Source organism: Paenibacillus sp. JJ1683, assembly GCF_053006485.1.
Genome location: NZ_CM129820.1, coordinates 4757110 through 4779821, shown reverse-complemented (window position 1 = coordinate 4779821; position 22712 = coordinate 4757110). Strand labels below are relative to the sequence as shown.

General features: G+C 45.7%; 23 protein-coding genes. 17 read left to right on the top strand and 6 right to left on the bottom strand.

Annotated features, from left to right (window positions below):
• The first annotated feature begins 71 nt into the window (after positions 1-71).
• The 4 genes from isdE to ACUC6J_RS20670 all read left to right on the top strand — a co-directional run bounded on the left by isdE (position 72) and on the right by ACUC6J_RS20670 (position 4695).
• Positions 72-1031, top strand: coding sequence for a heme ABC transporter substrate-binding protein IsdE (isdE, locus tag ACUC6J_RS20685; protein WP_447249356.1), 960 nt, complete (start codon positions 72-74; stop codon positions 1029-1031).
• A 14-nt stretch (positions 1032-1045) separates the two neighbouring features.
• A complete protein-coding gene (locus ACUC6J_RS20680; RefSeq protein WP_016820291.1) occupies positions 1046-2029 on the top strand; it encodes a FecCD family ABC transporter permease in 984 nt (327 codons plus the stop codon).
• Positions 2019-2852 (top strand): ABC transporter ATP-binding protein, encoded by an 834-nt coding sequence (locus ACUC6J_RS20675; protein ID WP_025365831.1) that lies wholly within the window; start codon positions 2019-2021, stop codon positions 2850-2852. Before ACUC6J_RS20680 ends, ACUC6J_RS20675 begins: the two co-directional genes overlap by 11 nt.
• 214 nt (positions 2853-3066) lie before the next feature.
• A complete protein-coding gene (locus ACUC6J_RS20670) occupies positions 3067-4695 on the top strand; it encodes an ABC-F family ATP-binding cassette domain-containing protein (protein WP_016820289.1) in 1629 nt (542 codons plus the stop codon).
• A gap of 181 nt (positions 4696-4876) precedes the next feature.
• Here the strand turns inward: ACUC6J_RS20670 and ACUC6J_RS20665 are convergent, their stop codons facing one another.
• Positions 4877-5062, bottom strand: a complete 186-nt coding sequence (locus ACUC6J_RS20665) for a hypothetical protein (protein WP_016820288.1) — start codon at positions 5060-5062, stop codon at positions 4877-4879.
• Positions 5063-5571: 509 nt separating this feature from the next.
• Between ACUC6J_RS20665 and ACUC6J_RS20660 the strand changes: the two genes are divergently transcribed.
• Both ACUC6J_RS20660 and ACUC6J_RS20655 read left to right on the top strand, forming a co-directional pair.
• Positions 5572-6441, top strand: a complete 870-nt coding sequence (locus ACUC6J_RS20660) for a cation diffusion facilitator family transporter (protein ID WP_016820287.1) — start codon at positions 5572-5574, stop codon at positions 6439-6441.
• A 188-nt stretch (positions 6442-6629) separates the two neighbouring features.
• Positions 6630-7817, top strand: a complete 1188-nt coding sequence (locus tag ACUC6J_RS20655; protein WP_025365829.1) for a C40 family peptidase — start codon at positions 6630-6632, stop codon at positions 7815-7817.
• Between the two features lie 129 nt (positions 7818-7946).
• Here ACUC6J_RS20655 and ACUC6J_RS20650 read toward each other — a convergent pair whose 3' ends face one another.
• Positions 7947-8114: a DUF1328 domain-containing protein gene (locus ACUC6J_RS20650; protein ID WP_013373051.1), complete on the bottom strand. Its 168-nt coding sequence runs from the start codon at positions 8112-8114 to the stop codon at positions 7947-7949.
• Positions 8115-8375: 261 nt separating this feature from the next.
• Between ACUC6J_RS20650 and ACUC6J_RS20645 the strand changes: the two genes are divergently transcribed.
• The 11 genes from ACUC6J_RS20645 (at position 8376) to ACUC6J_RS20595 (ending at position 20418) form a co-directional block, all read left to right on the top strand.
• The gene (locus tag ACUC6J_RS20645) at positions 8376-8897 is read left to right on the top strand and encodes a DUF948 domain-containing protein (protein WP_016820285.1); all 522 of its coding nucleotides are present in this window, start codon (positions 8376-8378) and stop codon (positions 8895-8897) included.
• Positions 8898-8947: 50 nt separating this feature from the next.
• The gene (locus ACUC6J_RS20640; RefSeq protein ID WP_016820284.1) at positions 8948-9466 is read left to right on the top strand and encodes a hypothetical protein; all 519 of its coding nucleotides are present in this window, start codon (positions 8948-8950) and stop codon (positions 9464-9466) included.
• A 96-nt stretch (positions 9467-9562) separates the two neighbouring features.
• Positions 9563-9904 carry a general stress protein gene (locus tag ACUC6J_RS20635; protein ID WP_013373048.1) on the top strand — a complete coding sequence of 114 codons (342 nt, stop codon included), beginning with the start codon at positions 9563-9565 and terminating at the stop codon, positions 9902-9904.
• Between the two features lie 234 nt (positions 9905-10138).
• Positions 10139-11320 carry a PP2C family protein-serine/threonine phosphatase gene (locus tag ACUC6J_RS20630; RefSeq protein WP_016820282.1) on the top strand — a complete coding sequence of 394 codons (1182 nt, stop codon included), beginning with the start codon at positions 10139-10141 and terminating at the stop codon, positions 11318-11320.
• Complete coding sequence (locus ACUC6J_RS20625; protein WP_447249355.1) at positions 11304-15020, top strand: response regulator; 3717 nt, start codon at positions 11304-11306, stop codon at positions 15018-15020. The genes ACUC6J_RS20630 and ACUC6J_RS20625 overlap by 17 nt, the downstream gene beginning before the upstream one ends.
• 80 nt (positions 15021-15100) lie before the next feature.
• Positions 15101-15970, top strand: a complete 870-nt coding sequence (locus ACUC6J_RS20620) for a CheR family methyltransferase (RefSeq protein ID WP_016820280.1) — start codon at positions 15101-15103, stop codon at positions 15968-15970.
• Positions 15971-15989: 19 nt separating this feature from the next.
• Positions 15990-17660: a response regulator gene (locus ACUC6J_RS20615; protein WP_447249354.1), complete on the top strand. Its 1671-nt coding sequence runs from the start codon at positions 15990-15992 to the stop codon at positions 17658-17660.
• A gap of 100 nt (positions 17661-17760) precedes the next feature.
• Positions 17761-18099 carry an STAS domain-containing protein gene (locus ACUC6J_RS20610; RefSeq protein ID WP_013373043.1) on the top strand — a complete coding sequence of 113 codons (339 nt, stop codon included), beginning with the start codon at positions 17761-17763 and terminating at the stop codon, positions 18097-18099.
• Positions 18100-18117: 18 nt separating this feature from the next.
• Positions 18118-18570, top strand: coding sequence for an anti-sigma B factor RsbW (gene rsbW / locus ACUC6J_RS20605; RefSeq protein ID WP_016820278.1), 453 nt, complete (start codon positions 18118-18120; stop codon positions 18568-18570).
• A complete protein-coding gene (locus tag ACUC6J_RS20600) occupies positions 18567-19340 on the top strand; it encodes a sigma-70 family RNA polymerase sigma factor (RefSeq protein WP_013373041.1) in 774 nt (257 codons plus the stop codon). Before rsbW ends, ACUC6J_RS20600 begins: the two co-directional genes overlap by 4 nt.
• A gap of 118 nt (positions 19341-19458) precedes the next feature.
• Complete coding sequence (locus ACUC6J_RS20595; protein ID WP_016820277.1) at positions 19459-20418, top strand: magnesium transporter CorA family protein; 960 nt, start codon at positions 19459-19461, stop codon at positions 20416-20418.
• 114 nt (positions 20419-20532) lie between these two features.
• On the opposite strand, the gene ACUC6J_RS20590 is transcribed toward ACUC6J_RS20595, so the two are convergent.
• The 4 genes from ACUC6J_RS20590 to ACUC6J_RS20575 all read right to left on the bottom strand — a co-directional run bounded on the left by ACUC6J_RS20590 (position 20533) and on the right by ACUC6J_RS20575 (position 22654).
• Positions 20533-21003, bottom strand: a complete 471-nt coding sequence (locus ACUC6J_RS20590) for a DUF5665 domain-containing protein (protein ID WP_447249353.1) — start codon at positions 21001-21003, stop codon at positions 20533-20535.
• A gap of 95 nt (positions 21004-21098) precedes the next feature.
• A complete protein-coding gene (locus ACUC6J_RS20585; RefSeq protein ID WP_016820275.1) occupies positions 21099-21500 on the bottom strand; it encodes a YtxH domain-containing protein in 402 nt (133 codons plus the stop codon).
• A 42-nt stretch (positions 21501-21542) separates the two neighbouring features.
• On the bottom strand, positions 21543-21800 hold the full coding sequence (locus ACUC6J_RS20580; RefSeq protein WP_039276219.1) for a GlsB/YeaQ/YmgE family stress response membrane protein: 258 nt from the start codon (positions 21798-21800) through the stop codon (positions 21543-21545).
• A 140-nt stretch (positions 21801-21940) separates the two neighbouring features.
• Positions 21941-22654, bottom strand: coding sequence for a phosphatase PAP2 family protein (locus tag ACUC6J_RS20575; protein WP_113050993.1), 714 nt, complete (start codon positions 22652-22654; stop codon positions 21941-21943).
• Positions 22655-22712 lie beyond the last annotated feature (58 nt).

Genomic DNA, 22712 nt, shown 5'->3' with positions numbered 1-22712 from the left:
GCATTTACATACCCGAAAAAGTGGGACTCACGCTGTTGCTCTATATTTTGAATTGAGGTGATTGGATTTTCATGAAACAGTATGCAGCTTTGGCTCAAAGGAAAGCGTTTGGTTTCTATGTGTTAATCGGCATCATGATCTTGTTGCTGGCCGGATGTTCCGGGGGAGCACAGGCCGGACAGAACCATAGCGATGGTTCGACTTCAACAGCAGCGTCAGTTGCAAGCGGAAAGTCGCCTGATGATAAAACAGCAACTCCACGTATTGTGGCGACTACAGTAGCCATTTCTGAAATTACGGATGCGCTGGGCTTGGATTTGGCTGGCAAGCCGACAAGCACCAAAGTATTGCCTGATCGTTACAAGGATGTTCCTGATGTGGGAAATCCGATGAGTCCTGATATGGAAAAAGTAATGTCCTTGAAACCTACAGATGTGCTTTCGGTGACCACACTCAAATATGATTTGGAGCCTAAGTTTAAGGACCTGAACATTAATGCTGAGTTTTTGAATTTTGAAAGCCTTGCGAATATGCAAAATGAAATTCAAAAGCTGGGAGACCGATTTGATAAAGCTGAAAAGGCGAAAGAGATTAATGGGGCCTTGGATGCCAAAGTTACTGAGATTCAGCAAAAGATTAAAGGCAAGAAGTCTCCTAAAGTACTAATTCTACTGGGTGTTCCGGGAAGCTATCTGGTGGCTACCGAACATTCCTACATTGGGGATCTGGTTAAAATTGCAGGCGGAACAAATGTGGTTCAAGGTGAGAAGGTGGAGTTCATAGCCCACAATACCGAAGCCTTGCAGCAATCCAATCCTGATATCATTTTGCGTGCTGCACACGGGATGCCGGATGAGGTTGTAAAAATGTTCGATGAAGAGTTCAAAACTAACGATATCTGGAAGCATTTCAACGCTGTGAAAAAAGGGCATGTTTATGATTTGCCTGAACCGTTGTTTGGCACCACAGGGAATTTAGCGGCAAGCTCTGCGCTGGATGAGCTGATGAAAATGCTGTATCCTTCGAATTAAAGGAAGCTGATGACATGTCCAAAAAGTTATGGAGCCTGATTGTTGTAATTGTCTTACTCGTCGGTGTCATGCTGTACTCAGCGATGACAGGCAGCCTCAAGGTGAATTTGAGTCAGTTGGTGGCCGGATTGTGGACAGGAACAGATGATCAGGTGAATGTGGTCAAGGATCTTAGACTACCGAGAATTATCGTAGCTGTGATGGCGGGTGCAGCCCTTGCAGTGGCGGGCGTTTTGCTGCAAGCCGTCATGAAAAACCCGCTGGCAGATTCCGGGGTGATCGGCATTTCTTCGGGAGCGGCCTTGGTCTCGCTGATCGCGGTGACCCTCTTTCCGGCGCTTTATTTCTGGATGCCGTTCTTTTCATTTATCGGCGGTGCGTTGGCCTGCCTAATGGTCTACGGATTTTCATGGAAATCTGGCTTGCATCCTATTCGACTTATTCTGATTGGGGTGGCAGTAAACGCCATCTTTTCCGGCCTAGGTCAGTCGTTTAACTATCGGGGCAGTTATGCGGTCACCAGCATTAACCAGGTCACCACCTCAACCTTGTCTATGAAAAAATGGGTAGATGTCGAGGTGATTGTGACTTATGGCGGAATTGGTTTAATTTTGGCCATGCTCGTCTTCTCTTGGTGTAATTTCTTGTCCCTTCAAGATAAAACGGCTAAAAATTTGGGCCTTAACGTGACACGTGCACGACTTTTAATTTCTGTGATAGCAGTGCTGCTTGCAGCAACGGCTACAGCTATAGCAGGAGTAATTGCTTTTATCGGCCTGCTCGTTCCGCATTGTGCCCGCTATCTGGTTGGCTCGGATCATAAGTGGCTGATTCCGTTTTCTGCCTTATGCGGCGGTTTGCTGCTGTTGCTTGCGGATACGCTGGGGCGAACGGTGCTTGCTCCCAATGAAATTCCGGCCTCTATTATTATGGCAGTCATTGGCGGACCATTCCTGATATTCCTGATCAGAAAGGCGGATCGCACCTATGGACATTAAAAATATAACCTTCTCCTATGATCGGAAAACAGATCGTCTACATGCGATCAATGCTGTTATTGAACGGGGACGAATTACTACGATTATTGGGCCCAATGGATGCGGCAAATCGACACTGCTCAGTGTGATGTCCAACAATGCCGTTCCTCGCAAGGGCCAGGTGGTTCTGGATGGCAAGGAGATAGCCCACTACAAGCCCAAGGAACTGGCCCGTCAATTGGCGGTAGTTCATCAGCAGAACGAAGCGCCCTCTGACCTGACAGTAGAAAAACTCGTCAGCTTCGGAAGACTGCCTCATAAGAGCATGTTCACATCCAGCCGGGACGAGGACGAGGAAGCAGTCGAATGGGCTATAGCCTGCACCAATCTGGAGGAACGCAGGACACATACACTGGATCAGCTCTCAGGAGGAGAACGGCAGCGTGTGTGGATTGCAATGGCCTTGGCACAGCGAACGCCGATTTTATTTTTGGATGAGCCGACCACCTATCTGGATATGTATTACCAGCTTGAGATTTTAGAGCTGATCCGGCAGCTTAATCAGGAGCATGGACTGACCATCGTAATGGTGCTGCATGATATTAATCAGGCTATTCGGTATAGTGATGTGATGATCGCTATGAAAGAAGGACGCATAATAGCGAATGGTTCGCCTATAGAGGTCGTTACATCCGAACTGATTCAGGCAGTCTATGGTGTGAAGGTAGTTATAAGACAGGACGAGGAGGCGGGCATGTATCTTATTCCGATTGGCGTCGGAGATTCCGAACATTTACACGCACAGAGAGAGTGTAAGGTATCTGTCCTTGAGTTATCTCATTGAATTTAAAACATAAAAATGGTTCTGATCCAGGTGTTTGTCAGGTGACAATCGTGAGGACAGAAGCATTTTTTTATTTTATTTATAAGATATTGGATGAGATTCAGGGGCAGTTCTGCTTAGACTACGGTTCGAATCCGATCTTTTGTGTGTTATACTATTGCCGTCGGTAATTTTGTGTTTAGCACTTTACTAATGATAAGGATGGTATGCTTATATGATCAGTACAAGCGGCGTAACGCTTCGTTATGGTAAACGCCCACTTTTTGAAGACGTAAATATCAAATTTACTCCTGGGAACTGCTACGGCCTGATTGGGGCGAATGGCGCGGGTAAATCCACCTTTTTGAAAATTCTTTCCGGTGAAATTGAAGCCAATTCAGGTGAGGTTCACATGACACCGGGCGAACGGATGGCTGTCCTCAAGCAGAACCATTATGAATACGATGAATTTCCGGTTCTGGAAACCGTTATTATGGGTCATACGCGTTTGTATGAAATCATGAAGGAAAAGGATGCACTGTACGCCAAAGCGGAGTTTTCCGAAGCAGACGGTTTACGTGCTGGTGAATTGGAAGGCGAATTTGCAGAGCTGAACGGTTGGGATGCCGAGCCGGATGCGGCTGCATTGTTGATCGGTCTGGGGATTCCGCGTGATCTTCATGACAAAAAAATGGCTGAAATGAGCGGCAATGACAAAGTGCGCGTTCTGTTGGCACAAGCGTTGTTTGGTCGTCCGAACAATTTGCTGCTTGATGAGCCTACCAACCATTTGGATCTCGAATCCATTCAGTGGCTGGAGAACTTCCTGATGGACTATGAAGGCACTGTCATTGTTGTATCCCATGATCGTCACTTCCTGAACAAGGTATGTACGCATATTGCGGATATTGATTTTGGTAAAATCCAGATGTATGTCGGCAACTATGACTTCTGGTACGAGTCCAGCCAGCTTGCACTTACACTGGCTCGCGATGCGAACAAGAAAAAGGAAGAAAAAATCAAAGAACTGCAAGCCTTTATTCAGCGCTTTTCTGCGAATGCTTCCAAGTCCAAACAGGCAACTTCGCGTAAAAAGCAACTGGATAAAATTACGCTGGACGACATCCGTCCATCGAACCGTAAATATCCGTTCATTAACTTCAAGCCTGAGCGTGAAGCGGGCAAACAATTGCTGACTGTAGATAGTCTCAGTAAAACCGTGGAAGGTGAGCAAGTACTGAACGAGTTCAGTCTGGTCGTGAACAAAGGCGATAAAATTGCGTTTGTAGGTCCGAACGGTCTCCCTAAAACAACGCTCTTCCAGATCTTGATGAACGAACTGGAAGCGGATAATGGTGAATTTTCCTGGGGGATTACAACGAGCCAAGCGTATTTCCCGAAAGATAACTCCACTTATTTTGAAGGTGTGGATCTGAATCTGGTGGACTGGTTGCGTCAATATTCCAAGGATCAGGATGAAACGTTCCTACGCGGCTTCTTGGGACGTATGCTTTTCTCAGGCGAAGAAGCGCTTAAGAAAGCAAGTGTGCTGTCCGGGGGAGAAAAGGTTCGCTGTATGCTGGCAAAAATGATGCTGAACGGTGCTAACGTACTGCTTCTGGAAGAACCGACCAACCACTTGGACTTGGAATCTATCACAGCGCTGAACAATGGTCTGATCGATTTTGACGGGACTATTTTGTTCACTTCTCATGACCATCAGTTCATTCAAACCATCGCGAATCGCATCGTGGAAATTACACCAAACGGCGTAATCGACCGTACGATGAGCTATGATGAATACTTGGAAAATGAAGAAATCGCTCAATTGCGTGAACGCATGTATCCGGTAGAAATCGGCTAACATCCGAACCGCTAATTTCAGCAAATAGATAAACGAAAGAGGAGCTCCATCAGGCCATTGCCTTGGCCGGGAGACTCCTCTTTTTTCGTTTTGTGCCATGACCCTTAGCTTACTTGGTTCCGAGAGTGAGTCAAGATAGATCCCGCCTGATCTCGGTCCCCTATATAGCCTAGAGGGTGGCTTATGATCCGCCTGTACGACGGCGTTGGTTGTTCGGCTTCTTCGTATTTTGGCTTTTCAGTGTTTTGGTGGAACCGCCTTGAAAGCCGCCCTGCTGTGAAGCGCCGGACTGCTGTTTTTTTTGTGCCAGCTTTTCGCGAATAGCATCTGCGAGATTAATTTTACGTGGTTCCTTAGCATCGCTCATGAATAAATTCCTCCTGTTGCCGCCAGATTCATGTCAATCATGCTGGATTGAAGAAAAACGCGGCTGTGTCCTCATTTTATACGTTTTTAAAAGAAGGGACAAGGGCAACAATGATAACACATCGCTGGAGTGAGGCAAGAGGAGATATGTCTGCTTTTTGCATGAAGGAAAAATTGTTTTGTGTAACCTACAGGGATGGGGCCTGGCAATACTTTTTCATTGTTCCTACAGCGATGTAGAGTGGAAAGACTGTTTCTCTAGACCCACACAAAGTTCGTCTGTTATCCTAAAAATAACAGTTTTCCACAGGCGAATTGTTATTTTTAGGGCAGCTATGCTGCTTGTTTGAGGGGTAGTGTAAGGGCAGCTATGCTGCTTGTTTGAGGGGTAGTGTAAGGGCAGTTGTGCTGCTTGTTTGAGAGGGAGTGTAAGGGCAGCTATGCTGCTATTTTTATTTCTGGGCAGATCTTTACGCTGCGAACTATCTATTTGAAGGAGTGTCCTCCGTTGTGGTAAATGTCTATGATGAAATACGAAAAGGTGAGCGAGGGGCGTGGGTAAGCATTGCTGCTTATCTTTTGCTGTCCGCTTTTAAGCTGATTAGCGGATATATATTTGCCTCTAGCGCGTTGCTGGCCGATGGATTCAACAATGTCACCGATATTGTGGTGTCGGTTGCTGTATTAATTGGTCTGAGAATTTCGCAAAAACCACCAGATTCCGACCATGCCTATGGACATTTTCGGGCCGAAACGATTGCGGCGCTGCTGGCGTCCTTTATTATGGCTGTCGTTGGTTTGCAGGTGCTGATTGATGGAATCGGAAGCATTTTCAAGGGAGGAAAGCAAATACCGGATATTACCTCTGCGGGTGTGGCTGTGATTTGCGCAGTGATTATGTTCGGGGTGTACCTGTACAATAACAGGCTCGCTCGGCAAATCAACAACAAGGCGTTGCTGGCTGCGGCCAAGGATAATCTATCAGATGCACTCGTCAGTGTTGGAGCAGCAGTGGGCATTATTGGCGCACAGTTCGGGCTGCCGTGGTTGGATACTGTGGCGGCGATCGTGGTAGGATTCATTATTTGCAAAACGGCGTGGGAGATTTTTAGGGATTCCACACATAGCTTGACTGATGGATTTGATGAGCAAGAACTGAACGACTTACGGAGTACGATTGCTCTTATACCTGGAGTAGAGGGAATTCGAGACGTTAAAGCACGGGTACACGGTAACCATGCGCTGGTGGATGTGGTCATTGAGGTGAATCCGCAACTCAGTCTGATTGAAGGACATCGGATCAGCGATCGGATTGAGGAACGTCTACAAGAGGTTCATAATACGATGCACGTTCATGTCCATGTAGAACCTAAATTATAGATTAATTATTAAATAATTAGTGTTAAAAGTGACTTTAGACCTATATGAAAAAAGGTGTACACGCTATCTTTTGTGACGTTTGGATTATATCTCTCTTCCTGCTGCTTTTACTATAATGAAGGCATGTCCGGCTATATTCGTCGGAATTATGCTCTTCAAATTCGTAAAAACAGCCAGGAGGTGCAACATTGAGAAGACGCGTGATGGGAATGCTCATGACGTCAGCCGCGCTGTTGGCAGCAATTCATGTGGCGCCGGGTCAGGTTGACGCAGCGGCATCGACAGCATCCACAGGACAGAAGGCGGTTATTCAGGCGGCTGTAAAGCTTAGATCCGATCCTTCGACTACGGGCGATGTAGTCAGCTTTATGAAGCAGGGAGAGGCCGTAACGGTATTGGAGAAAACGAATAGCTATTGGTATAAGATCAAGACCTCTGATGGAGTAACCGGCTACACAAGCAGCTCCGACAAGTACATAAAAGTTGGCGCTACCAGCGTCGCTGCTGCTGTCACCCCGTCTGCCAGCCGTAAAACGGAAGCCTCAGAGTCAGCTAAAACTGTTTCAGCTTCAGTTAAAAATGTTTCAACTAAAGAGGCTCCGGCTTCAGTGAATAGTTCTGCCGGTCAAACGAAAGCTACGATTCAAACGTCCGTTCGTTTGCGGGCGGAGGCATCCACTTCTTCCGAGGTTCTGGGCTATATGAATACAGGGGATGTCGTTACGATTACCGATTCCAGTAACGCGTATTGGTTTAAGATCACCACTGCTGATGGTACAGTAGGCTATGTCAGCTCATCTCCACAATATATTCGTATTGGTGAGGGGGTTGTTGTGCAGCAGCCTGTGGCATCTTCGGCTGCACCCGCTTCAGATACTACTGCTCTACCTGCGGTAGCGTCTCCTGCTTCGACGGTTAGCTTGCCTTCTGGTGATGCAGCGGCTGCAATCGAACAGGTTATTGACACAGGTATGACTTACCTTGGAACACCTTATGAATATGGTTCTGATCGCAACAGTACGGCTACTTTTGATTGCTCGGCATTTACTCGCCAAATTTTCCGTCAGGCTGTAGGGATCCAGCTCCCGGCAGATTCTCGTTCACAGGGTGAGTGGATCAAGCAGAACAGTCAGCCGAATACAGATATGACTACACTGAAGCGTGGCGATCTGCTCTTTTTTACAAATTATAATGCATCTTCCGGGGCGTACACGTCCTTGGATAATTCCTCCCAAACGATTACGCATGTAGCTGTATACTTGGGAGACAACAAGCTTCTCCATACGTTTTCTGTAGCGGCCGGTGGTGTAAAAGTTACGGATTTCAGCAAGCCTTGGCAGGATCGTTTCCTGTTTGGGGGCAGCGTGATCCAATAAAAACGCCGTTCACTGTTAAAAGCTGCATCAAAAAAGGATGTTCCACATCTCTGTTGACCAGGGTGGGAACATCCTTTTTTGATAAGCATATGATACATATCACGTTTGGGTGTAGCTATCATCCAACGTCTATGAAGCTCGTTTTCTTCCGGTAAAAAGTGAAATAACGAATAAGACCAAAAATAGCACAAATAACATTTTGGCTATTGTAGCTGCTACGGAGACGACGATACCAAAAAAACCTAAAATCCCGGCGATCACAGCAAAAACTAAGAATAAAGCCGACCATTTCAGCATGTTCTGTATCCTCCTTTGATTGTATATAATGTGGCATACTCGCGCCCCGATAGAGCGTGGTAGCAGATGATGGTGACTTCTACAGATTAAGTGTGGCTGTGCCATCATTATACGTTGTTTTAAACGGTGCGAGGGCCCGTGAATCATAACCTTTGGAGCACAAGAAGATACCAGTCTGGACGTTGTTTCGTGTCGGAATGTAGAGGGTAACTATGCAGTAATCATAAACATCATCGTGAAAGACGAAAGAGAGGTTACGCTATGTTAACACAGGTCAGCATTTTTATTATTGCTATCGCATTTGCCGTTCTCGTTATTTACCTTATTAAGACATTGAAAGCAGCTCAAGGTTCTCTAGATAAGGTAACTCAAACCTTGCAGGAAGTACAAAAGACAGTCGATGAACTAAGTTATGAAGTAAAACAAACGGTTCGACATGCAAATGACATCACCGCAGACGTTGATCATAAATTGAAGCAAGTGGAACCTGTGATGGAGTCGGTTAAAAACCTGGGGGAGGTACTCAGCGAAGTGACGCTGGCCGCCAAGCAGGCTTCAACAGCGTTAATGACACGCCTTCAGAAGTCACGTAGCACTGCGAGCAGCACTTCCGGAACGGAGAAGGCGATCAAGTCAACGGGATCGAACAGACCTTTGACTGCAACAGAGCGGACGGTTCAGAGCTACAATGCCACTTATGGGGAACCTGCGGGCAAGCCGGCTAAGAACTGGCTGGGTTATGTAGACATCGCTGCTGGGGTGTGGCAGAAAATGCGTCAGTAGTATAGTGCTGAACCGTAAACTATAGGAAATTCATTGAAAGGGTGAGAATTATGATGAAGACATTATTACTAGCCGCTGGTTTGCTCACTCCCTTTTCCGGACAGGATACGGTTCAGCAAACCGTCTCCCCGCAGACAGCGGGGCATATGGTAAGGGCTGTTCAGACGATAACTGATCCACATGCTGTGCCAACTGATTTTCATACCTTAAATGGCATATCTCTGGATGATACTCGTGCGGATGTATTGAAAAAACTGGGCAAGCCACTTCGAATTAAGAAGGATAAGCTGCTGCTTTCTACAGAATATCAATACCCGGATGTCACCGTAGGTATGCGTGAGGACGTCGTCTCCTATGTGCATGTAGATCCTGCTGCCGGTCGAATCAAAGTGAATGATAAGTGGCTGCCACTGCAACGGAAAACGCTGGATCAAGAGCTAGGCGGCTCGCAATTTACGGCAGAAGACGGAGAGGTGTATGTGCGCGGGCAGCGGGCGATCAAAGTATTTACGGATAAGACGTCTGACAAGCCAAAGTATGTTGAGTTTTTTGATGAAACGGAGTGGTAATCGATTTTTTCGAGGCGTGACATCATATGGAAGTTTCAAATGGATGAATGAAGTGTAATAGTCAGAGAAGTCAATCCTTAAAGGAGCGTGAGAAACATGAATCAGACCAATCATAAATCTTATGCCAAGGTGGTAGAGAACGGTGTACAAGCCGTTGAAGCTGTGAATGAGTTGCGTAACACGGGCTATCGTTATGAGGATGTGTTCGTGCTCGCTCATGATCAGGATCGGACGGATCGTATCGCCGATACGGTAGCTGCCAAGGAAATCGGGATTAAAGAAGAGGGCGTTTTTGACTCCTTAGCGAATTTGTTCCGTTCTCGTGGCGATGAGCTTCGTGCTAAAATCACTTCCTTAGGTTTTACCGATACGGAAGCAGATTTTTATGAAAAAGAATTGGATCAGGGTAAAGTGCTGGTTATTGCGAAAAAAGCGTGATTTTCCAGCTCATCATAGGATTAAGCAAACTTAGATTTGAAAAAGAGGATGTTGGCCGCAGCCCAAGTGTTTCGCGGGTCCTCCAAAAACATAGATAAGGAATGGGGTTTTAGCCTCATTCCTTATCTATGTTTTTGGAATGCCTGCTTACGGAAACGCTATTTCTAATTAACAAGGGTGTTGCCCCATAAGCAGGTATAGTATAATACATGGGTTACAGATAAGGAGAGAGCAATGAGAATTCTAATTGTTGATGATAATCCAACGAATGTCATTATTATTCGTGAAATACTAAAAAAAGAAAATTATCGCGATGTGATCTCTGCCAGCTCGGCCGCAGAAATGCTGGAACATTTGGGAATCGGCGACCGTACCATTAGTCTTCGCCCCCGTCCTTCGGATATTGATTTGGTGCTGCTCGATATGATGATGCCTGAAATGGATGGCATTGAAGCTTGCAGTATTGTACAGGAATATGAACATTTAAAAGATATTCCGATTATTATGGTCACCGCTGTAGGCGATTCTAAAAAATTGGCCGAAGCTCTGGATGTGGGAGCCGTCGATTATGTCACAAAGCCGATCAACAAGGTAGAGCTAATGGCGCGAATTCGATCTGCCTTGCGTCTTAAGCAGGAAAAAGACTGGCATAAGGACCGGGATCAGCGAATTCAGGATGAATTGAAACTGGCTGCGATGGTACAGCAGGCGGTGCTAAGTCCTGCCATTCAGGACCCTATGCTGCAAGCGAATGCACTGTACCAGCCTTCCTTTGAACTGGCGGGAGATTTATATTCATGGTATCCGCTAGGAGAAGGGAGATATGCCATTATTTTGCTCGATATGATGGGCCATGGCATTTCTTCTTCTTTGTTTTGCATGTTCATTGCATCTGTACTCAAGGATACGGTGACCACGTATGTGGAGCCGGAGAAGGTCATACAAGAGCTGAATCGTCGTTTTAATCAACTAGACCTGGGCAAGCAGCTGGTACAGTATTATTTTACGGCGATTTATATGGTGATTGATACTCGTTCACGGCGAATTGACTATGTAAATGCAGGGCATCCTCCCGGCTTGCTGTTCAATCAGGACGGTAGCATAACCAAATTAGACCGTGCGTGTAGTCCGGTCGGATTGTTTGATAAAATTGATGCAGAGATGCACACGATTTATTACGAAGGAACTGGGCATATCGCTTTGTATACAGATGGCTTGCTGGAGACGGTAGAAGGTGAATATGAGGAACAATTGGAGTATCTGACTGCCTGTCTGCGCAAGTATGAGGAATGGAATGAAGAAGCGATGCTGGATGCGTTTTTTCGTAACGAGGGGCCGCAGGATCGCGATGATGATAAGTGCCTGATCTGGATTTCATTGAAAGAGGGAGAGAGCTTGCATGAAAATCAGAAATAAACTGCTGATTGGCTTTGGATCGCTTATGGCGATCCTCCTTGTGCTGACGCTAATCAGCTATGACCGGATGGGGAGCTTGAATGAACAGCTGAACCAGGTTTACCAAGAACGATATGTGAAGGTCCGGAAAACAACGGCTATACGCGGACAGGTGAACGATATGGCTAAAGTCATGGCCAATCTGATCTTGAATCCAGGCTCCTCTGTCAGCGAGGCCAAGCGCGAGATGGATGATATTTCTGCTACTGGAACAAAAGTGCTGGCTAGTCTGCAAACGGATTCCGGTACGAGTGAAGAGCAACAGCAGATTGACCGGGTGGCTGTCGCCTGGAAAGATTATCTAAACTATGAAGAGAGACTCGTTTCCTTATTGGAGCAAGATCGTATTGAGGAAGCTAATGCTTTCCGTAATAGCACGGGTCTGCCTGCTCAAGAGGAGGCAATGGACAGCATTAATACCCTAGCTGTTTTCCAAGACCGGGAAATTGATAACGATATGAAGCAGGCCAATCAGGCTTATGAGGAATCTGTGCAGATTACCACAATCCTGATGGCGGCCGGTCTGATGATGGGCTTGCTGGTTATTTTGTGGGTGCTTCCTAGCATTGCCAAAGGTCTAAATACCGTTAACCTCATGATGAACGGTTTTGGCAAGGGAAAGTACAGGGCTATCAGCCGGATGAGTGTGGCCTCCAAAGATGAAATCGGAGAGGTTGCTCGTGTGTTTCAACAATTGGCTGGAGACCTGGATGAAAAAAGGAAATTCGAGCATTCCGTCCTTCAAACGCAGAAGGACCAAACTTGGCTTAATGCCAATACTGCTCGATTGACTGAGCTGTTTCGCGGTGTGAATTCACTGGAGCAGGTTGCTCAGATGTTCATTAGTGAGTTTACACCCATTTTGGGGGGCAGCTATGGAGCCATCTACCTGCAAGGAAAAGAGGTAGAAGACAACCGGTTCAAGTTATACGGCTCCTATGCAAAGGTGACTGGCGAAGGCTCGATCAGAGACGCTATCCAGGTGGGCGAAGGTTTGCTTGGACAGTGTGTTCTGGATCGTAAGCCAATCTTGATCACAGAGGCACCTGAAGGATACTTGTCCATTGGCTCCGCCTTAGGAGAAAGTAAGCCAGTTGGAATTATGATTTTCCCTATTATGTTCGATGATGAATGCATTGGTGCCGTGGAAATAGCGTCACTGGACCGCTTCAGTGATCTGGAAACGAAGCTGTTTGCTCAGTTAGTGGAGAGTTTGGGAATCATTTTGAACAATATCAAGGGACGGATGCGGGTTGAGCAACTATTGCGCGAATCACAAGCACTTACCGAGGAATTGCAATGCCAGTCCGAAGAGTTGCAAACTCAGCAAGAAGAGCTCAAGCGTTCTAACGAGAATTTGGAGCAGCAAACAGAGGAGCTTAAGCGTTCCGAGGAATTATTACAGCGTCAACAGGAAGAATTGGAGCATTTTAATACTGAACTGATTGCTAAAACGAGAGCACTGGAAGAACAGGTTCGAGAAGTGGAAGAAAAGAACGATGAGATCGAACGTGCACGAGCCCAGTTGGAGCAACAGGCGATGCAGCTTGGGATCACAAGCAAATACAAATCCGAGTTTTTGGCCAATATGTCGCATGAATTGCGTACTCCGCTAAATAGCTTGCTTATTCTTTCTCAGCTGCTGTCTGAGAACAAGGAAGGCAATCTCAAGCCCAAACAAGTCGAATATGCACAAACCATTTATATGTCGGGCGCGGATTTATTGAAAATGATTGATGAAATTCTGGATTTATCCAAAGTGGATGCTGGAAAAATGGATATTAACCATGAAACGGTCCATTTGAAGGAACTGGAGCTGTTTGTAGAACAGAATTTTGCTCCAGTCGCAGCCAAACGAGAGCTTCAACTGCATACCGAAATCGACGAGAATTTGCCAGATGCTATTATAAGTGACGGTTATCGTCTCAAACAAATTTTACGTAACTTACTGTCCAATGCGTTCAAGTTCACCACGGAAGGTTCTATAAGTTTCAAGGTATCTCGGGCAAATGGAGAGCAGCTTCCGGGTATGCTAAATCCACGAAAATCCTATCTGGCTCTATCTGTGCGTGATACCGGCATCGGGATTGCTTCAGATAAGACAGATCTGATCTTCGAAGCCTTCCAGCAGGTAGACGGTACGACTAGCCGAAAATACGGGGGAACAGGGCTGGGGCTGTCGATCAGCCGTGAGCTTTCCAAATTGTTGGGCGGTGCCATTACAGTCGAATCCGAGCAGGGACAGGGCAGTTGCTTTACACTGTATTTGCCGGAACAAACGCCTACCGAAAAGAATAAGGATTCTCATTCGAGAGAGGCGCTTAACAGTGCAGATGTGCCTCCGGCTTTTGAAGGCGCCGCTGCTTCAGCGGAAGCAGATCTTCCAATGATTATGCCAGCTGAACGCTTACCTGTGTATCAGATACCTGCGAAGAGCGGAGCGGAGGACATACATCCGGGTGACGACCGAAACGAGATTACCCCGCAGGATAAAGTGCTGCTGATTATTGAGGATGATATTAATTTTGCTAATATTTTGTACGACATGGCCCGTAGTCGGGGCTTTAAGGCGTTGATTGCTCTCAAAGGAGACGATGGGCTGAACATGGCTCATTCCTATTTGCCCGACGCCATTATATTAGATATTCAGTTACCTGTGATGGATGGCTGGTCCATTTTGGGCGAGCTGAAAGGCAATTCGTCGACACGTCATATTCCAGTACATGTTATCTCAGTCATAGATGATGTGAAACAGGGCTTGATGATGGGCGCAATTGCTTATCTCAAAAAGCCTTCCTCGAAGGAGAGTCTGGATAAGGCATTTTCACATATAAAGTCGTATACGGACCAAATGGTAAAACGCCTCCTTGTGGTTGAGGATGACGATAATCAACGCAAATCCATTATTGAGCTCATCGACCATGATGATGTGGCCATTACGGCGGTATCGACAGGTAAAGAAGCACTAAACGAGCTGGCCACCCAGCGGTATGACTGCATGGTACTGGATCTGATGTTGAGTGACATGACAGGCTTTGAATTGCTGGACCGCATTCGGGAAAATGAGCAGCTCACCGATCTGCCGATCATTATTTATACAGGCAAAGATCTGGATAGTAAGGAAGAAACACAACTTCGAAAATATGCAGAGTCCATTATTATTAAGGATGTCAAATCACCGGAACGACTTTTGGATGAGACTACATTGTTCTTGCATCGGGTGGAGGCAAATCTTCCTGAGGACAAACGTAAAATTTTGCAGAAGCTTTATAACAAGGAAGAGCTGTTTGAAGGCAAAAAAATATTGTTGGTAGACGATGATATTCGTAATGTATTTGCTCTGTCCAGTGTGCTGGAAAGCTATCGTATGGAGGTTACCTTTGCTGAAAATGGAAGGGAAGCACTGGAAATGCTCGAACAGACACCTGATTTTGATCTGGTGCTGATGGATATGATGATGCCGGAAATGGATGGATATGAAGCGATGCGACGTATCCGGTTAATGCCACAATTCGAGAAGTTGCCTATTATTGCCCTGACAGCCAAGGCGATGAAAGATGATCGTTCCAAGTGTATTGAGGCAGGCGCTTCCGATTATGTAAAAAAACCGATTCAAACCGAACAGCTTTTATCATTAATGCGAGTGTGGTTGTATTCGTAACCCAAAAAAATGGGTAATATAAAACGACACATGATTGAGAGCGGTGCAGGCAAAACCTATTTAGGAATTGGAGAGAGATTATGACATCGAAGGATATGGCGGATAATGCTGCTAATGAAGTGAAATCGAATGACAATGAGCGGGAAATGATTGAGATTGAGCTGTTGCTGGAAGGTATACATCGGCTGTACGGCTACGATTTTCGTAATTACGCTCTGCCTTCGATCAAGCGGCGTATTTATTATCATGCGCAGTCCGAGAATGTAAGTACGATATCAGGACTTCAGGAGAAGGTGCTGCATGATCGCAGTGCCTTCGATAGACTGGTACAGAGTCTTTCTATTCCGGTGACCGAGATGTTTCGCGATCCGGAGCTGTTTCTAATTTTTAGGCAAAAAATTATTCCTATTTTACGAACGTATCCATATATCCGAATCTGGCATGCAGGTTGCTCCACAGGTGAGGAAGTATACTCTATGGCAATCTTGCTGCATGAGGAAGGCTTATATGACAAGGCCCGTATTTATGCAACAGATATGAATAACCTGTCTTTACAGCAAGCGAAAGAGGGCGTATATGGGATCGACCGAATGAAGCTGTATACCAAAAATTATTTGGAATCTGGGGGCACACAATCGTTCTCTGAATATTATACAGCCAAGTATGATTCGGTGATGTTTCATCCCTTCTTACGAAAAAATATCATTTTTGCTGAGCACAATTTAGCGACAGACCGGTCTTTTAACGAGTTCAATGTGATTTTTTGCCGGAATGTTATGATCTACTTCAACGATGAACTTCGCAACCATGTACATGGGTTGTTTTATGATAGCTTGAGTCATTTTGGTGTTTTGGTGCTTGGGGCCAAGGAATCCATACATTTCACCGATTATAGTGATTCCTACGAGCCGCTGGACCGGGTAGAGAAAATATACCGGAAGATTAAATAGAGATGCTTAGGAGGATTCCATGGGGCTTCATGAACCGATTCATATATTGCTGGTAGATGACAGACCTGAGAACCTGCTCGCTCTTGAGGCAGTGCTGGAGAGTGAACAATATAATCTGGTAAAGGCCACATCAGGGGAAGAAGCGTTGCGATGTCTATTAAAAGACGAATTTGCACTTGTTGTCCTCGATGTGCAAATGCCGGGTATGGATGGAATTGAAACCGCAAAGCTAATCAAGGCCAGAGAGAAGACGAAGGATATTCCGATTATCTTCATTTCAGCTAACAGCAAGGAAGCGGAGCATTTGTTTGCGGGATATTCAGCGGGCGGTATTGATTATATGGTGAAGCCGTTCATCCCTCAAATTCTCAAGTCCAAAATTGAAGGCTTTGTACAAATGTATCTGACAAACAAGCGCTTGAAAACACAGTCCATGCTGCTTCATCAGAAGACACAGGAGCTGGAAAAGATGAACAGCGAACTGATTGCCGCCAAGGAGGCGGCAGAGATTGCTGCCAATGCCAAAACCGAATTTTTGGCAATGATGAGCCATGAGATTCGCACACCTATGAACGGTGTCATTGGTATGATTGATCTGCTGATGGAGACAGAGCTGCAAAACGATCAACAGGAATATGCCGATATCATCCGCCGCAGTGCAGACGCGCTGGTCGCGGTCATTAATGATATTCTGGACTTTACCAAGCTGGAGTCAGGCAAGATGGAGGTTGAGGAATATCCATTTGATTTGGTTTCCTGTATCAAGGAAGTTTTCAGCCTGTTTACGGTAGAGGTGAACCGCAAGAATTTGGAGCTGGTTTATTTTCTCGATGAACAGTTGCCTCCCGTGTTATATGGAGATATGGGAAGGTTGCGCCAAGTACTGATTAACTTGGTGTCCAATGCCGTCAAATTTACAGACCAGGGCGGGGTATATGTCTTCGCATCGGTTAAAGAGCGTAGCGACAATGGGCTTACGGTTGAGTTTTCTGTAAAGGATACAGGGATTGGTATTGATCCTGCCAAGGTTGGAAGGCTATTTCACCCTTTTTCCCAACTGGATTCTTCAATGACACGCAAATATGGTGGAACAGGTCTAGGACTCGCTATTTGCAAAACCTTAGTGAATATGATGAGCGGAGATATCCGTGTGGATACGAGTGGAGAACAGGGTGTGACGTTTCATTTTACAATGAAGCTTGGCTTTGCCAAGGAAAATGAACTAGAGGGGGAGTCCAGCCACGATTGGGAAATTCCACAACAGGAGCCCCCAACCCGTAGACCTGTACTGGTTGTGGATGACCATCCCATCAACCAGAAGCTGATGGTCAATATACTGGATAAGCTTGGCTTGGCTTCAGACGTGGCAGCAGATGGGCAACAGGCGCTTGATATGGTCACTGCGAATCAGGATTACGACTATATCTTTATGGACTTGCAGATGCCTGTAATGGACGGCCTGGAGTGTACGGGTAGAGTACGTGAACAGTTGGCGGGGAGATCTCAACCTGCGATTATCGCTATGACGGCTAACGTCATGGAGGGAATTCAGCCCCGATGTATTGAGGCTGGAATGAACGATTATATTAGTAAGCCCGTTAAAATCAGCAGTGTAAAACAGGCGTTGCTCCGGCATTCTCCAGACCATTTTCCAATGCAGCCAGGTAAAGATCGAATCAATGAAGCTTAGCTGGTGTTATTTGACAGGTGTATAAAAAGTTATAACGTGATTCAAACGCTCGTATATTGGGTTAGTATGTAGGGAAATCTTTTTTTGGGAGAGTAGGCCTATGAATACAAATAAAAATGAGAAGTTCAATGCGATCACAGAAACAGCTGATGGTGTAAATACCGTTTATCTGAGTGGAGAATTAGACCTTTCGGTAGCACCTGATTTCCGTCTGGTCATGGAGCCTTTAGTGGGGGAATCCAGCCAGGATTTGATTGTTAACTTGAGAGACCTTAAATACATTGACAGCACAGGCATTGGTATTTTGCTATCCATTTTAAAAGCAAGGCATGGGATGGAGTCCCGGTTTACGGTTCAAGAGGTACCGCCTCAGATTCAAAAACTGTTTGATATGACCGGTATTGCCAAATTCTTTGCCCCCCAGGAGAATTCCCAATAGGAAAGGAAAGAAAAAGAAATGAATGCTCAAATTCAAAAAGTAGTTCTTAATTTGCCGGCCACAGCTGACTTTGTTGATATTGTAAGATTAAATTTATATGGTATTGCCGCTAAAATGGGATTCTCTTATGAGGATATCGAAGACATGAAAGTGGCTGTATCGGAAGCCTGTAATAACTCTGTCCTTTATGCATATGGTCATGAGGGAGGAGTCGTGGAAGTAACATTCGAATTTGACGAAGCTTCGTTGTCCATTCGTGTCAAAGATGAAGGGGAGAGCTTTGAACGTGTGGAGGACCCGTCTCGTATCGCATCCTTGCATGACAAGGAGTTAAATGATGCGCAAATCGGCGGATTAGGCTTTTATCTCATGCAGGCGCTTATGGACGATGTTCAAATCTTGAATGAGACAGGAAAAGGTACCGAAGTGGTGTTGGTAAAGCGTCTGACCAGAAGTGAGGAAAGAGTATGAATGAAAAGGTAACTCCCCCGGAGTCGATGGATGAAGCCGTTGGTCTAATCTGGGAGTACCAGCAAACCAAAGATAACGAAATTGCTACCGTGCTGATCCGCAAGTATGAGCCTATGGTCAAGATGGCTGCCGGGAAGATATCCCGCAACCGCCCGGACTTATACGAGGATTTATATCAGACCGGTCAGATGGCTTTGATACGTCTGCTCCAGCAATACGATATCAGCTTGGGTATCCCATTTGAGCCGTACGCTATGAAAAGTATGCTGGGACATATGAAGAATTATTTACGCGATAAATCCTGGTACATACAGGTCCCTCGCCGTATCAAGGAAAAGGGAGCGCTTGTTCAACATGCGATTGATGAGCTGACCGTCAAATTAGAACGCTCACCCAATGTGAACGAGATTGCGGAGTATTTGGACCTTACCGTTGAGGAAACGATCGAGGTGCTTGCAGGTCGCGAATGCTACCACTATGTTTCACTGGACTCGCCATTATCCCAGGAAGAGAGTGCAGCTACGTTAGGTGAGCTTATTAGCTCAGATGCTAACGATTTTGACACGGTGGAAAAACGGATGGATCTTCAGCAGGCCTTAAGCCAACTGAAAGAGCAGGAACAGAAAGTGCTTCTTCTGGCATTTCAGGATGGTCAATCTCAACGTGCGATTGCGCAGACGTTGGGCGTATCGCAGATGAGCGTTTCCCGTATTCAGAAGCGGGCAACAGAAAAGTTGAAGCAGATTATGTCTAATTCCTCTATTTCATGACAAGATCGCTGAATTCATGGCTTATAATATTTGACGTCCCATCGTAAGGACACGTTATTCCAATTAGGGAAGCGTGTCCTTTTTATAAAGCGGAAAAAACAAAGAAAGGATGGAATCCATGACAGCATTTGAACAGATTTCTACCTTTCGTGGAGGATGGGAATGGTGGGACATCTGTGCTGCGGACTGGCAGGATTCGGTCATACAGCACTTGAAGGAGAAGCTCCCAGAGGCCGCAGAGTGGCTGGATAAGGTAGAGGACATTCCATCCAGCTTTATTTCTGTACGCTTTCCAGATGGCAATCAGCCGTTGATGTGCGGATCATTGATCTACTCCGTTCAGGAGGAGATCGACAGTCAGCGCAATTGCAACAAGTTTTATTTTCTAGTTCTAAACCAGAAGCTAGTGACCTTAAATTTGGACCAAAATACCCGTGAAATTATGCATACCCCAGAACGCCAAACCATGCTGCAACAGTGTGAGGATGCGGCTGATGGCATGTTCGTATTGGCGAGAGCTGTGCTTCATTATTTTCATACGGGAATGGATAAGTTTGAGATCAACCTGAGAAGACTGGAAGAGGACATGGAGAAAAGGAACGCACGTACGCTGATGGATTCTATATTGAATGCGCGTTTCGAGCTGTTGTATTGGAGCAATATGTTCATTCCTTTTTCAGAGCTGGTCACGGCTTCCCGCGAAGCCTATCTGGATAAGCTGGAAGAAAATCGCTTTTTTAAGCAGTTGCTGTACCGTGTCACTCGGATGGAGGGACTATTCCGCCATTATGAGAAGGAAATCGACACACTAATCTCCATTGATGACGCCATTTCCGCATTTAGGGGCAATGAGATTACGAAGACACTCACGATCGTGACCGCTGTATTTACGCCGGCCACTGTAGTGGGCGCTATCTGGGGCATGAACTTTGAAAATCTGCCTTGGATCAAAACAGGCTGGGGTTTTACCTTCGTGATTATGGCTACTCTGTTAAGTATGGCGGGGATGTACGGCTGGCTGATGATGAAGGGATGGACAGGAGATTTATTAAAAACAAACAAGCGTAACAAATTGTAGCGGCTGCTTACGGCAGTTACAATGTGCATTCAAAAAACGATCCATCACAACCGGGGGCATTTTAGGAGCTCATTACCGGTTCGATGGATCGTTTTTATATGAAATAGAAGACAATCACTTAGTACCTTGGCTCATTTTGATATATCCTAACAACTCGGCGATAAAATCTCCGATGACTGGAAGATTTAACTGCACCAGGAAGGTAAGCAACCAAGCGAGTAAGGCGAGTACGACCACTGTACCCAGTGTAAGGCCAAGACCCCTTGAAATCCCAGCCGTCAGATTACTAATAATTCTTCTTTTCGTACTGGAGTAGTTCTCTATAATATCTTTGAATTCTGCTTTTTCTAATGTATCTGCGATTTGATCTAGACGTTTGTTAAGCCGCTTGACCTCATGACGTAGCTCAAAAGGATGTTCATCCACATCAAAATCTCTTTCATGATCATGCTTTTTAACATGAGTAGGTGAGGTCTGCTTGGATGAAACCTCGTCTGGTTGATCTTGTGTCTGTAGGGGGTGAAAGGTTCTCTTGTTGTTCCGAGCAAGATCATCTCCATAGGAGCTTGGTTTGTTCATTGTCATCCCAGCCTTTCTATCATTTAAAAACAGCCAGCTTCTTGCATGCTGGCTGTTCAGTGTTTGGAGCTCATTTTGGTTGTAATCGGAATGTATTCGTATTAGGAATTTGCATTTAATTGCTTCTGAGTGTCCTTGGCTGCCTGAGCAGTTGCATCCATAACTTCTTTATCTGCTTTAGCCGCTTCATTAGCAACATCAGCAGAGGCTTTAGTTACGCTGGATACGATGTTGTCTTTGCTCTCGGCCACCGTTTTGGCTACATCTGCTGTTTTGGTAGAAACGGTTTTGGCCAAATCCGTCGCTTTACTGCTGACTACGGATGCAACATCCTTGGTTTTATCGGAGACAACAGTCATTTTTTCGGACAGATCGCTACGCAAATCACGGCCTGGCTTTGGAGCGAACAGCAGGGCTGCCGCAGCACCAATCAAACCTCCAATGAATAAACCCTTTGCAAAACCTGAAGTGCTTGCCATATTCTGATTGTCAATGTTACTCATGATATATCACTCCTTTTATAGAATAAAAAATATATATAAATGTTAGGTAGCCCTTCTTAATAGCTTGGACACAAGTCCGAGCAAGAACACGAACAATGCGGTTCCAAGTATGGCTGGAATGACTGCAAAATCTCCGATGACTGGACCCCAGTCTCCTAGAATCATGGCACCGAGCCAAGCTCCTACAAAGCCAGCAATCATAGAGCCCGCAATGCCGCCAGGCATTTCATGACCAGCCAGTGCATCGCCAATCAATCCGATAATAATAGCCATTACAATACTTAGGACAATTCCCCACACAAGGATCGCCTCCTTTATCCTGAGTTCACACAACGATAATATTTTTGATGAATGCTGAGCTTTCGTTATTTCTTCGCCTTGCTTACTTCGTATATAAACGTTGTGACCCTGAGTGAAACAAAAAACCATCTTAGAGCGCTTTATGGGCGGGGGAGAGAGGAAGGGGAGGAACCCCACAGACGCGCTCGCCAATAGACCACGGGAACGGTAAATACCAGCCAGATCATACCTGCAATATAGCCACCTACAATGTCGGTAGGAAAATGAACTCCTAAATATACACGGCTGAGGCCAATTAAGAGAACGAGTAATGCACCAAGAACACACGGAAGGAAGAATGTACGCTTATGAACCTTTCGTTCTATAGCCCAAATGGCAAATATCATTCCGTAAAATCCCATGGAAATCATCGCATGACCGCTGGGAAAACTGTAACCTCCTGCTTCAACCAAATGTTGAAGAGACGGACGTTCCCGTTGTAAAAATTCTTTTATGATCGTATTTAGCACCCACATCGCCGTAAAGCTGCTTAGGATGGCAAAGGAATACGCTTTTGAGCGGAGATAGACCCAGCACAAGATTGCGGTACCGATTGCTATCAGTAATGATATGCGGAATGAGCCTAACGATGTAATGAAGATGGCGACGGGTAGCAGTCGGTAATGAGCAGCAGCCGTGTTCGGAAAGACAATATCCTGAATGCGCTCATCCCAATATAGAAAAGGAGCTGTGCCAATCCATCTTACTGAATAGGCAATGAGAAGTAAGACAGCGATCATGATCATAGATGCGGATAGACTGCGACGCAAATAGCTTGGTAAGAATCGGAATCGTTGAGGTTCATGGGATAGCATATGTAGTAAATCGCCTCCTTATGGCTGTGATAGATTCATTTTGTGTACTATTAACTTA